Annotated in this window: 8 protein-coding genes and 1 pseudogene; 5 read left to right on the top strand and 4 right to left on the bottom strand. The window is 63.6% G+C overall.

The window, feature by feature from the left end; genetic code table 11:
- Nucleotides 1-48: 48 nt before the first annotated feature.
- From HMPREF2526_RS05215 to HMPREF2526_RS05205, 3 genes are read left to right on the top strand one after another with little or no spacing between them, the layout of a single operon-like run.
- The gene (locus HMPREF2526_RS05215; RefSeq protein ID WP_070546233.1) at nt 49-1,485 is read left to right on the top strand and encodes a hypothetical protein; all 1,437 of its coding nucleotides are present in this window, start codon (nt 49-51) and stop codon (nt 1,483-1,485) included.
- Complete coding sequence (locus HMPREF2526_RS05210) at nt 1,485-2,576, top strand: glutamate ABC transporter substrate-binding protein (protein ID WP_070546231.1); 1,092 nt, start codon at nt 1,485-1,487, stop codon at nt 2,574-2,576. The genes HMPREF2526_RS05215 and HMPREF2526_RS05210 overlap by 1 nt, the downstream gene beginning before the upstream one ends.
- Nucleotides 2,576-5,209 (top strand): serine/threonine protein kinase, encoded by a 2,634-nt coding sequence (locus tag HMPREF2526_RS05205; RefSeq protein WP_070546229.1) that lies wholly within the window; start codon nt 2,576-2,578, stop codon nt 5,207-5,209. Before HMPREF2526_RS05210 ends, HMPREF2526_RS05205 begins: the two co-directional genes overlap by 1 nt.
- A gap of 40 nt (nt 5,210-5,249) precedes the next feature.
- On the opposite strand, the gene HMPREF2526_RS05200 is transcribed toward HMPREF2526_RS05205, so the two are convergent.
- Both HMPREF2526_RS05200 and pta read right to left on the bottom strand, forming a co-directional pair.
- On the bottom strand, nt 5,250-6,470 hold the full coding sequence (locus HMPREF2526_RS05200; RefSeq protein WP_070546227.1) for an acetate kinase: 1,221 nt from the start codon (nt 6,468-6,470) through the stop codon (nt 5,250-5,252).
- Nucleotides 6,471-7,835, bottom strand: coding sequence for a phosphate acetyltransferase (gene pta / locus HMPREF2526_RS05195; protein ID WP_070546225.1), 1,365 nt, complete (start codon nt 7,833-7,835; stop codon nt 6,471-6,473).
- 353 nt (nt 7,836-8,188) lie between these two features.
- Between pta and HMPREF2526_RS05190 the strand changes: the two genes are divergently transcribed.
- Together HMPREF2526_RS05190 and HMPREF2526_RS05185 are read left to right on the top strand one after the other, a co-directional pair.
- Nucleotides 8,189-10,303, top strand: coding sequence for a glucose PTS transporter subunit IIA (locus HMPREF2526_RS05190; RefSeq protein ID WP_070546223.1), 2,115 nt, complete (start codon nt 8,189-8,191; stop codon nt 10,301-10,303).
- 115 nt (nt 10,304-10,418) lie between these two features.
- On the top strand, nt 10,419-11,246 hold the full coding sequence (locus HMPREF2526_RS05185) for a PRD domain-containing protein (RefSeq protein WP_070511192.1): 828 nt from the start codon (nt 10,419-10,421) through the stop codon (nt 11,244-11,246).
- A gap of 47 nt (nt 11,247-11,293) precedes the next feature.
- On the opposite strand, the gene HMPREF2526_RS05180 is transcribed toward HMPREF2526_RS05185, so the two are convergent.
- Both HMPREF2526_RS05180 and HMPREF2526_RS13365 read right to left on the bottom strand, forming a co-directional pair.
- Nucleotides 11,294-12,154: a class F sortase gene (locus tag HMPREF2526_RS05180; protein WP_070546221.1), complete on the bottom strand. Its 861-nt coding sequence runs from the start codon at nt 12,152-12,154 to the stop codon at nt 11,294-11,296.
- A gap of 208 nt (nt 12,155-12,362) precedes the next feature.
- Nucleotides 12,363-12,883 (bottom strand): annotated as a pseudogene (locus HMPREF2526_RS13365) (hypothetical protein); the annotation flags it as partial.

Here is a 12,883-nt window from a genome sequence, read left to right as displayed (position 1 = left end):
GCCCCCGAAATCATCGCGCGAGGCGCACGAGAGCGCTATCCTAAGGGAATGACCGGCCCGGCCACCGAACTGCGCGAGCACTCCCCCGAATCATGGGGCGATCATTGGCTCGATGACGTCACCGAGCCCTCCGCGCCGGTTTTTAGCCGCCCCGCGCAGCTGGCGATGAGCTCCTTCGCCGGCCCCGCGCGCGTCATCCGGCGCCTCTATAGCTTCGCCATCACCACTCCGGGCAAGCTGTTTACGGTTACCGTCATCCTCACCGCAGCGCTCGCGGCGGCCGGCTTTTCCATGTCCTCCTCCTCGGCCGCGCGCCACGATGATCTGGACACGCTGCTAGCCTCCACCGAACCGATGTCCAACGCGGCGCACCACCTCTACACCAACCTGTCTTTGGCCGATACTGTCGCCACCTCCGGCTTTGTCCAGGCGGGCGTGGAGCCGGAGGATAACCGCGACCGCTATAACGAGGCCATCGACGCCGCCTCCGTCGCCGCCACACAGGCCATCGTCGGTACCTCAGCCGAGGATGAACGCGTGCGCGAGCTCGTCACTTTTATCCAGCGCAAGCTGCCGGTCTACACCGCCCTGGTGGAAAAAGCCCGCGTCAATCACCGTGCGGGCAACGCCGTGGCGAACTCTTATATGTCCAACGCCTCGGCGCTCATGCGCACCCAGATTCTTCCCGCCGCCGCGGAGCTGTTCACCCTGACCTCGGCGAAGGTGACCCAGCAACAGCAGCGCCTAACCCGCCCGCAGTGGGTGCCGCTTTCGGGCCTGGTCGCGGCGATCATTTTCCTCGGCTTGGCGCAGTGGTGGCTGTGGCGGCTGACTCGCCGCCGCTTCAACCGCGGTTTCGTGGTGGCCACGGGGCTGTTGTTCCTGGCACTGGTGTGGGCCGCTGGCTCCAACTTCGCCACGTGGGCCTCCGGCCACCAAGGCTTCGAGACGGTCTCGCGCCCCTGGGATTCGCTGACCGCCTCGCGCATTGAGGCCCAGCAGATGCGCACCTCCGAGACCCTGGCGCTGGTCCTGCGCTCCTCCCAACAGGACATGTCCGTGCACTTTAACTCCACGGTGTACTCCGTGGACCAGGCCCTGCGGGACTATGAGCAGGCGCTTGACGACGACGACTTCCCCTCCTCCGATCCTTCCTTGATTCCTCGCGCCAAGGAGGCCTTGGAGGATTGGGAAACTACGCACGATGCTTTCATGGAGGATCTCTCCATGGGCCACTACGATGCCGCGCTCTACCAAGCCACCGCCATCGATCCGGACGGCGACCCGACCGCCGCCAGCGCCTTCAATGCCGTGGACAACTCCCTGGCCGCGCTCATCGACCAAGCCCGCGACGCCATGCGCACCTACCTGGTTCAGGGGCTCAATGCCATGACCATGGTGTCTACCGGCGTCCTCCTAGCCACGTTCGGCGCGATTATCGCCGTGTGGCTGGGTATCCGCCCCCGCCTGCAGGAGTACCTGTGATGCGCCGCCGAACCGACCACCGCCAGCACGCCACTGCGGCCGTGCTGCTGCTCAGCGCCGCCGTGGCACTCAGCGCCTGCGAGCCAGAGCCACCCAGCACGCCGGATCCGATCCTGCCCTCCAGCGCGGATCTCAACTCCACCCCGGGGCCGCCGCTGCCGGAGGACGCCATCATCGAACCCGCCGGCACGGGAGAGGTGTCCAAGCAAAGCACCGCGGACGTTTACGGCTCCTACCGCCCGGACGATAAGAAGCCGGAGGAGCGCGTGCCCAACATCCTGGCGCGCGGCCGGCTCATCGTGGGCGTGGACCGCTCTAATAACCTGCTCAGCTACCGCGATACCGCCAGCGGCGAGGTCCGCGGATTCGAGGTCGATATCGCCCGCGAAATCGCCCGCGATATCTTCGGGGATCCCGACAAGGTGGACTTCCGCTTCGTGGAGGCCTCCGACCGCGCTCGTGCACTGAATGACCGCACGGTGGACATGGTCATCCGCACCATGACGATTAGCCCCGAGCGCCAACGCGAAGTGGCCTTCTCCATTCCGTATATGCAGACGGATGCGCGGTTGCTGGTGCTGAAGAATTCGGGCATCCATTCCATCGCGGAGGCCGCCGGGCTAACGTTGTGCGCGGCGAAAGGATCCACCATGGTGGACGCGATACGCAAACACTCGCCGTCTTCCGATATTTTGGAGACCCGCGCCTGGGGCGATTGCCTCATGGCGCTGCAGCTGGGCCAGACGGATGGCATCGTCGTGGATGACGCCCTGCTATCCGGCATGCTGGCGCAGGATAAATACACCGAGATCGTCGGCGAACCCTTGGAAAGCCAGAGCTACGGCGTGGCCGTGCGCAAACCCGATGCCTCCTATGACTCGCGCCCGCTCATCCGCCAGATCAACTCCACGCTGGAGCGCATCCGCCGCGACGGCACCTGGCAGGAGCTCTTTAATACCTGGCTGGGGAATTACATGGAGCAGCCCGTGCTCCCGGAACCGAAGTACCTCAACGAGACTCCGCCTGCCGAGGAATCACAGCCGAGCTCCGCAGCCAAGGACCAGCCCGGCGAGAAGAAGGAGGGACAATAATGTCGCACCGCTTCACCGAGGATGAGCTCGATCACCTCACGCCTGAAGAGCACGAGGACACTAACGACGCCGCCACTACCGCTGACCGCCCCGCCTCCAACGACGCCTCTAACGACGCCACCATCGACGCCACCCAAGCCGTGCGCTTTGATCCCTTCGCGGATGAGGATGACGACTATTCGGAGGACCACCACCTCAGCGTCTCCCCTACAGATTCGCACAGCGCGGGAACAGCAGCTGCCGGCGCCGCCGACGCCGAAGCCTCTGACCGCACCGCCGCCGTGCCTTTTGATCCCTTCGCGGATGACGATGACGAGGACTACGATGCCACCACCGGCAACCGCCTCTCCCCCGCGAACCGCATGGGCACGAGCGGCACGGCGACGGGCCAACCCGACGATGGCGAATACGTCGACTCGGACAATATCGCCGCGCTCATCGAGGAGCTGGGACAGCTGCGTGATCGCCGCAAGTCCGAGGACCCATCGCAGGCCTCGCGGCGCCGCGCACTCGATACCTTCCGCCAGCGCCGCAGCACCAAGCGCACCGACCGCGAAGTGGCCGATGGCATGGCCACCTTGCCCTTCGTTGTCCCGGGCAACCCGCGCGACGCGCTCATCGATCCCAAGGATGCGCCTCGCGCCGCCCCACCGCAGCTCAAGCCGGGTGACATGGTGGCCGGCCAGTACGAGATCTTGGGCGTGCTCGCGCATGGCGGGCTGGGCTGGATTTACCTGGCCAACGATCACTTCGTCTCCGGGCGCATCGTGGTGCTCAAAGGTATGCAATCCACCAACTCCGCCGAGGAGACGGCGACTGCGGAGGCGGAGCGCGAGTTCCTCGCGGACATCACGCACCCGAATATCGTGAAGATTTTCAACTTCATCGATGACCCTCGCGTGCCCGGTGGCTTCATCGTCATGGAGTACGTCGGCGGCCCCTCACTGAAGCAGCGCCGCAACGACCAAGCCACGGACCGCTTCCCCGTCGACACGGCGATTGCCTATATCCTCGAAATCCTGCCCGCCTTGGATTACCTCCATGCCCGCGGCGTGGTCTACAACGACTTAAAGCCCTCCAACATCATCGTCACCGAGGACCAGGTCAAGCTCATCGATCTGGGCGCGGTCTCCGGCATCGGCGCCTTCGGCCACATCTACGGCACGCAGGGTTTCCAGGCCCCCGAGATCGCCACGCAGGGCCCCTCGGTCGCCAGCGATATTTACACCATCGGCCGCACCCTGGCCTGCCTGACGCTGAAGCTGCCGGTGGAGGATGGCGTCTACAAGCCCGGCCTGCCCTCCCCCACGGAGGAGCCGCTGCTGCGCCGCTACCTCTCCTTCTACCGCCTGCTCTTGCGCGCCACGGATCCGGACCCACAGCAGCGCTTCGCCTCCGTCTCCGAGCTGCGCGACCAGCTCTTCGGCGTCCTGCGCGAGGTCATCGCGCTGCGCGATGGCATCCAGCACCCGGCCCAGCACTCCGTCTTCTCCCCGCAGCGTACGACCTTCGGCACAAAGCACCTGGTCTTCCGCACCGACCAGCTCATCGACGGCATCGACCGCACCGTGCGCATCACCGCCCCCGAAGTAGTCTCCGCGCTGCCCATCCCGCTCATCGTCCGCTCCGACATCGGCGCCCCGCTGCTGCAGGGTTCCTCCTACACGGAGCCGCAGGAAGCGCTGGAAACACTTCGCCAGGCCATGGAGGCCCCGGAGTATGAGGAGTCCGCGGAGATTCCGCTCGGCGTGGTGCGCTCCATGATTGACTTGGGCTACATCGGCCAGGCCCGCGAGTGGCTGAACTCCATCGAGGACCGCCTGGGGAGGGACTGGCGTTTCCACTGGTACTCCGGCGTGACCGAGCTGCTTTTGGATAAGTACCGCGAGGCCCAAGCCCACTTCGCCCACGTCCTCGACGTGCTGCCTGGTGAGGCTGCCCCGAAGCTGGCCATCGGCGCGGTCAATGAACTCATCTTGCAGCAGCTGGGTTTTTCGGAGGCCGCGCTGATCGACGCGGCCGTTGCCCGCGCCTGCGCCAACCTCACCACCTCGCTCGCGGATCTGCCCAACGATGCTTTTGAGGATCAGCCCGGCATCTGGGACCACGTCACCGATGATCCGGCCCACCTGCGCTTCAACTCGCTGCGCCTCTACGGCATCGTGTGGGCGACGAACCCGACGACGGTCTCCTCCGCCTTCGGCTTGGCCCGCCAGCTGCGCGCCGAGCACCAAGTTGAGCTCGCCGTGGCCACCTTGGATAAAGTCCCCAACGCCTCGCGCCACCACCGCATGGCCCGCTTGACCACGGTTCTGCAGCTCATCGTCCACGATCTCTCCGAGTCCCGCATCCGGCGTGCCGCCCGCCGTTTGGAGGAGATTCCGCAGAACGAGCCGCGCTTCTTGCAGATCAAGATCGCGGTCATCTCCGCCGGGCTGACCTTCCTGCGCGAATCAGACCTCGATGCTGCGGCCTCCCCCAACGATCTTTTCGAGTTCCCCTTTACCCAGCGCGGCCTGCGCTACGGCCTGGCGGATACCCTGCGGGCACTGGCGCGCCAGGCGCCGTTCGCCCGCCACCGCTACGCGCTGGTGGACTTGGCCAACAAGGTCCGCCCAGTCACGATGTTCTAGCCGCCAGCGCTACCGGCCGGCGGCATAGCCGACGCCCGGCTTAGTACAGCCCCGCCTCCCGAGCCATGGCGGCCACCTCCGCGGACTTCTGCGCGATGGCCAGCTCCTCGTTGGTCGGCACCACGAAGACCTTGACCTGGGAATCCGCGGTCGAAATCATGCGCGGCTCCTTCGAGCGCACGAGGTTGGCTTCCTTATCGAAGTCAATGCCGTACATGTCCAGGTTGTACAGCGAATCCTGGCGGACCTCAGTATCGTTCTCACCCACGCCGGCGGTAAACGTGATCGCATCCACGCGGCCCAGCGCAATCATGTAGGCACCAATGAAGCGGCGCAGCTGGTGAATGTAGATGTTGTAGGCCAGCCAGGCGTCCTGGTCCTCGTTGTTAATGCGCTCGCGCAGCACGCGGAAATCGTTGACACCCGCAATGCCCTTCACGCCGGAGCGCTTGTTCAGCAAGTCATCAATCTCATCGATGGACATCCCTGCCTCACGCGAGAGGTGGAAGATGATACCCGGGTCAATATCGCCCGAGCGCGTGCCCATGGCCAAACCTGCCAACGGGGTCAGGCCCATCGAGGTATCAATCGGGCGGCCGTTGCGAATCGCCGCCGCCGAAGCACCGTTGCCCAGGTGCAGCGTGATCTGGTGGACGTGGCCCGGGTCGCGGTCCAAGAGCTTCGGCACCTGCTGCGAGACGAACTCGTGGGAGGTTCCGTGAAAGCCGTAGCGGCGGATATCGTACTGCGAGGCCACATCGTTATTGATGGCATAGAGCGCGGCCGCCGGCGGCATGTGGTTGAAGAAGGCCGTATCGAAGACCGCCACGTGCGGGATCTCCGGCAGCAGCTTGCGCGCCACGCGGATGCCATCCAGGTTCGCCGGGTTGTGCAGCGGCGCGAGCGGGATGAGGTCCTCGATCATGGACTCGATCTGGTCCACGATGAGCTGCGGCTCGCTAAATAGGCGCCCGCCGTGCACCACGCGGTGGCCCACGGCGATGACCTCGACATCCGTCGGGCCCACACCGTGCTCGTGCATGATGCTAAACGCGCGGTCCAAGCCGAAGGAGTGGGTGGGAATCTCCAGCTCTTCCTTGAACTCCTCACCGCCCGTCTTGACGGTCACCGCGCCCTGCGGCTCGCCGACCTGCTCCACCAAACCGGAGACCAACGGCGTATCCGTGGCCGAGCTTTCCGGGTCCACCAACTGGAATTTAACCGAGGAGGACCCCGAGTTGAGAACGAGTACGTACGCCATCTACTTCACCCCTGCCTGAATTGCGGTAATAGCCACCGTGTTGATGATGTCCGGAACGGTCGCGCCACGCGAAAGATCATTGACCGGCTTGTTCAGGCCCTGCAGAATCGGGCCCACCGCCAATGCACCACCGGTGCGCTGCGCCGTCTTATAACCAATGTTGCCGGCCTCCAGATCCGGGAAGACGAAGACCGTGGCCTTACCCGCAACGTCAGAGTCAGGCGCCTTCTTGGCGGCCACGCCGGGGTCGCACGCAGCGTCGAACTGCAGCGGACCGTCCACGGCCACAGAAGAGTCGATACCGCGGGCCGTTTCCACGGCCTGCGCCACCTTCTCGACGTCCGGGCCCGCGCCCGAGGTGCCCGTGGAGTAGGACAGCAGCGCCACGCGCGGGTCCAGCCCAAACTGCGCGGCGGTCTGCGCGGAGACAATAGCGATCTCGCCGAGCTGCTCCGGGGTGGGGTTCGGGTTCACCGCGCAGTCGCCGAAGGCCCACAGGCGGCCCGGCATCACCATGAGGAAGATGGAGGAAACCACGGAGGCTTCCGGCTTGGTCTTAATAATCTGGAAGGAAGGCTTAATGGTGTGCGCCGTGGTGTGCGCCGCGCCGGAGACCATGCCATCAGCCAAGCCCTTGTGCACCATCATCGTGGCGAAGTAGGACACGTCCTGCATGGTCTCGCGCGCCTGCTCCAGCGTCACCCCCTTCTTCTTGCGCAGCTCCGCGAAGTCCGCGGCGAACTCCTCCACCAGTGGGGATTCCAGGTGGTTGATGATCTCCACACCGGACAGGTCGATCCCGAGCTCCTGGGCGCGCTTCTCGACGTTCCCGTCACCCAGAATCGTCAGCTTCGCCACCTTGCCCTTGATGAGCTCACCCGCAGCCTGAAGGATGCGGTCATCCTCACCCTCCGGCAGCACGATGTGGGCCCCAACCTCGCGGGCCTGGTCCAGCAGCTGCTTCTGGAAGAGCTCGGCGGACATATAGGGCTCGATCTCCTCCAGGGAAGAAATCGCACCGGGAACCGAGGAGACGTCGGTCAACGCGCCGACCACCGTAGCACCCACAGAGCGCGCGTGGCCCAGCGCCAACTCCGCGGCGCGGGCAGGCGCGTTAGAAATCAGCACGAAGGGCAGACCCAGTGCGGCCGCGGCCTTGGCGTCAAAGTCCATGACGCCGGTGCCCTGGAGGACCAGATTGCCCGCGGGGGCATTTTCCAGGACCTCGCTGAGCGTGGTTCCCAGGTCATCTACCTGGGCGAAGGTGGCCCCCAGTTCCTGAGCCACAGCAGCAACGTCCAATCCGTCGAAGCCGCGCCCGATGACGCTAATAAAGGCGGAATTCCGTGAGGACTTGGCGGTCATGAGAAACCTTTCTCTGCTTAGAAAGCGTGTACCCGGGCTCACAAACTGGGCACACAGTGACACTACGACACTTTCACAGTACGGGAACGCACCCCTTCGCGCCGCCAAAGCGAGGCTTCATATCCCCAACGTTGCAGGCCACCAGCGCCTCACACCGCCATAGAGTGCGGTATCCCACAGAAACTTGCCCCTCGTGACCACTTCGGAGTAGGGTCCTAACCAGGATTGTTACTTCGGGCAAGACCTAGGCTCCCCGCTCTTAGCCGTGTGGGGATGGTTCGCTATGGACCATTGTGGCCTAGGTCTTTTGTGGTTTTTAGCCACAGTGCCTGCCTACTCTCGAAAGGATTCTCATGTCGACAGAGACTCGCTCGGCAGCCGAAGCCATCTTGGATGGCATCGGCGGAGCGGAGAACATCACCTCTTTCACGCACTGTGCCACGCGCTTGCGCTTCGAGCTGGCTGATGCCTCCAAAGCCGATAAGGAAGCACTCGAATCTATCCCCAAGGTCATGGGCGCTGTGCCCCAAGGCGGGCGCAACTACCAGGTCGTCATCGGCGGCGACGTGGCCACGGTCTATGACGAGATCAACGCTCTCCCCCAGATGAAGAACGCCGGCGCGTCTACCGGCCGCTCCAATGACGATGTCAAGGCTGCTGCCCGTTCCAAGGCTAAGGGCAAACTGCCGTGGATGGATACCTTCTTCGAGTACCTCTCGGATTCCTTCCGCCCCATCCTGGGCGTGCTGCTGGGCGCCTCCCTGGTTATTGCCTTCGCCGCAGTGCTGGATGCGCTAGGCATCGTCGACTTCCGCGCTGAGGATAAGCCAGCATCCTGGCTTTTCGTCGACGCCATGTGGCGTTCCGTCTTCTTCTTCCTGCCCGTCATGGTGGCCTATAACGCCGGCAAGAAGCTGCGCATCGACCCCTGGGTCCCCGCTGCGGTCATGTTCGCGATGTTCACCCCAGAGTTCACCGGCCTCGCCGACAACCCAGCCGTCCAATGCGTGACCAACGAGACGCTGTCTGCTGAGCAGTGCTCCATCGATATCTTCGGCCTGCCAATGCAGCTGCAGGACTACGGCGGAAATGTCTTCGTCCCGCTCATCATGGCCGCCGTCGCAGCGCTCTTCTACAAGGGTTTCCAGAAGCTCATCCCGTCCGCAGTCCACATGGTCTTCGTTCCCTTCCTGACCCTGATTTTCCTCATCCCGCTAACGGCCTTCATCATTGGACCCTTCGGTGTATGGGCCGGTAACGGCATTGGCGCTGGCCTGTCCTGGCTCAATGACAACGCACCGTTCGTCTTCGCTCTGGCCATCCCGATGCTCTACCCGTTCCTGGTCCCGCTGGGTCTGCACTGGCCGCTCAACGCCCTCATGCTGGTCAACATCCAGACCTTGGGCTACGACTTCATCCAGGGCCCGATGGGCGCATGGAACTTTGCCTGCTTCGGCGCTACCGCCGGTGTGCTGGCCCTGTCCATCCGTGACCGCGACACCGTAATGCGCCAGACCTCCGGCTCTGCACTTCTGGCTGGCCTGCTGGGCGGTATTTCCGAGCCTTCCCTTTACGGTATCCACCTGCGCTACAAGCGCATCTACCCGCGCATGCTGGTGGGCTGCTTCGCCGGTGGCCTGACCGTGGCCCTGCTGACCCTGGGCTCCAACGGCATCACGACGAATGCCTTCGTCTTCACCTCACTGCTGACCATCCCGGTCTTCACCCCGATGGCCAAGTACGCCATTTCCATCGCAGTGGCTTTCTTCGTGGCCTTCCTGCTCATCCTTTTCACCGACTACCGCACCCCGGAGGAGCGCGCTGAGGCCAAGGCCGCCCGCGAGGCCGCCGAGAAGGCCGAGCTCGACAACGCCAACAACGCCGCGCTTGCCGACGCCCCCGCAACCACCGCAGGCACCGCTACTGCCGGCGCCGGTGCTGGCGCTGGCGCTGCCACCGCAACCGCCACCAAGGCAGACGCACCGGCCCAGGCTGCTGAGCCCGCCGCTGGCACCACCACCGACATCGCCTCGCCGGCCGCCGGCAAGGTCGTCCCGATGGCAGAAATCGATGACCCAGTCTTCTCCGCCGGAACGCTTGGCGATGGCGTCGGTATCGTCCCTGAGGACAACGACGTCTACTCCCCGGTCAGCGGCACGATTGTCAGTGCTATGAAGTCCGGCCACGCCTACGGCATCAAGACTGAGGATGGCGTGGAGGTCCTCGTCCACATCGGCATCAACACCGTGAAGATGAAGGGCGAAGGTTTCGCTCCGGCCGTCAAGAAGGGCGACACCGTCAAGCAGGGTGAGCTGCTGGCCACCGTTGACTTCGACAAGGTCAAGGAAGCTGGCTACGACACCACCATCGTCCTGGCCGTAACCAACACCAAGGCACTGGCCGCCGTCACCCCGGCTGGCCTCAACCACGCCTCCGCCGGCGACACGGTCATCACCACGACCCGCTAAAGCACCCACGAGGGAACCTTTGGCCCCCGTTTAACGCACCCTGACTAAGCTGGCTCGATGTATCCACCATCGTGGCCGGCTTTAGTCGTTTTACCCTCAACCAGAAAGGTGCCTTGTGCAACTGTTGCGAGTGTTCAATAACAACGTCGTGCTCGCACGACGCGGCGCGGAGGACGTCATTGTCACCGGCCGCGGCATCGGCTTCCAGGCAAAGCCGGGCACTGAGGTTGACCCGACCAAGGTGGTGAAGGTCTTCGTTCCTGACTCCGGCCGCGACCCGGATCACCTAGCCGCCATGATCGCCGGCATCCCCGGCGAGTACGTGCAACTGATCATCGACGCCATGCACTCCGTGGACATGTCTGAGGCACTACGCAGCAAGCTCACGCTGGTCGTGGCAATTGCGGACCACATCCACGGCGCGGTCAGCCGCGGCAACACGGTGTCTTATCCCCTCGAGGCTGAGGTCCGCCACCTCTACGCCGAGGACTTTAGCCTCGCGCAGCGGCTCCTCACCGCCATCAACAGTGGCCTACACACACCACTGGCTGCCGACGAAGCCGTGGCCATTACCCTGCATCTGGTCAACGCCGGCTTCGCGGTCGGAGACCTTTCCGGCACCTACCGCATGACGGGGCTGATTCAGCAGATCCTGGCCGTCATCGGCTCCCACAACGGCACGGAACTCAACAGCGAGGACATCTCCGTCGCCCGCTTCATCACGCACCTGCGCTACCTGTTTGTGCGCATGGCGGAGCACCAGCAGCTCGACTCTGACGACCGCCAAGTAGCCACTGCCATCTCCGCGCGCTACCCCGATGCCGTCGAGACCGCCCAGATGGTGGCCAACCTTATTGAGCTGCGCCTCGACAGCGCCCTAACCCCCGATGAGATCTCCTACCTGACGCTGCATATTGCCCGCCTGCAGGAGGCCTCCGCCTAAACAGTCTGCGGCGTAAGCAGTACACCTGCTTAGGCCGCTGCGACGGCTTAAGCCGCCGGTGCCTCAGCACCCTCCTCGACGCCACCATCTACCGGCGCCTCAGCACCCTCCACCGGTGCCACCGGCTCCGCCACGGTGATGATGTTGTCTTCGTAGCCGAGCTGACCACCCACAAACTTGCCGCCACAGGTAATGAGGACCAAGCGGTTGTCTCCCTGCGTGTCATTGACCACGTCCGGGAAACCCGCGCCCTTCTGCAGGCGGTACGGCGCCTCGGTCACGCGGAATCGGCGCTCCTCACCATCGATGAAGACGGTAAATTCCTGGCCCAACTCCATGGTGGTGAACTTCTCTGCGAAGCCCGTGCCCTGACCTTGGTAGTTGATGTGGCCGGTAATAACACTGGAGCCCACCGGACCAGCCTCGCCCGGCACTGCCGACGCGGAGTACCAGCCCAAGCGCTGTACATCGTGCGGGGGAATCAGCATGCCGGTATCAGTGACCTGAATCGGGTCCACGGCCGCGAACTCATCGTTAATGCCTAAGGACATCGCGCCAAAGCCCCGAAACTCACCCGGCGCCGGTTCTACCTCGTGTTCCTGTTCACCCGAGTCATCCACGAAGGGGTCATTGTTCGTTGTCGGCGCTTCAGCTTCAACGCTCTGCGAGGTTGACGTCTGTTCCTCAGCCGCATTCGTCTCCGCGGAATCGTCCTCACTGCGGCCCGCATAGAGCACTAGCTGTACAACAACCAAGATAATCGCGATGAGCGCTGCAATACCGATGAGCAGCTTCTTGTTGCTCTTCTTCTCATCGCCTACCGGCTGCGCTTCGCTGGCGGGGTGTTCAGGTGCAGAGGACTCACCGGGATACTCCGGGATACCGTTCTTTTCGCCATCATCAGTCATTTTCTATTCCTCGCTCCTAACTTCTACGTTCTAACTTCTGAGATTTAGCTTATAAAAATATTGGCTCTAGTTATTCGTTCTAAACAATAGACTAAAAATCAGACGACGAATCCCCTCCAGCGTTTATGCCCTGGAGGGGATTGTCCTCATTGTTCTCTGCCCCTACCAACCCCAACCCGTGAGGGCTGGGATGGTGTTGCGGTCTGGACTACTTGATGAAATCCTTCATGCCCGGGTCAAGCTTCGTCGCACCGGAAGGTACGTGCTTGATCTCCACGCGCTCTGCATTGGACGGCAGCGGCTGACCGGAGTCCTCCGGCGGAGTTGCGTCCAGGACAGTGACCTCGCGGTCATCGCGGCCGGTGTTGTCACCGGTCTCCTCGGACGGTTCACCAGCGTTGTCACCGGTGGACTCACCATGGTCACCGCCACGGCCGTTGTCCTCGATGACCTCAGCGTTGTGGTCGCCATCGTGGCCACCATCATGTCCACCGTCACCGCTATTGCCACCATCAATGATGAGCTTGATGAGGCCCAGACCCGGGATGAGCAGCAGCCACCACGGCAGATCGGACTTCTTCGAGCTGCCATCGTTGTCGTCCTTATCCTTACCGTCGCCGTCATCCGGAGTCTCGGTCGTGGACTCAGACGGCTCGTCACCCGGCTTATTCGGAGTCGTTTCCTCACCCGGGTTATTCGGAGTGGTCTCCTCACCCGGCTGGTTCGGGG

It is taken from the genome of Corynebacterium sp. HMSC070E08 (genome assembly GCF_001808895.1).
Lineage (GTDB): Bacteria > Actinomycetota > Actinomycetes > Mycobacteriales > Mycobacteriaceae > Corynebacterium > Corynebacterium hiratae.
The sequence above is the reverse complement of the archived record's forward strand: the minus strand, read 5'-3'. Positions and strand labels throughout refer to the sequence as shown.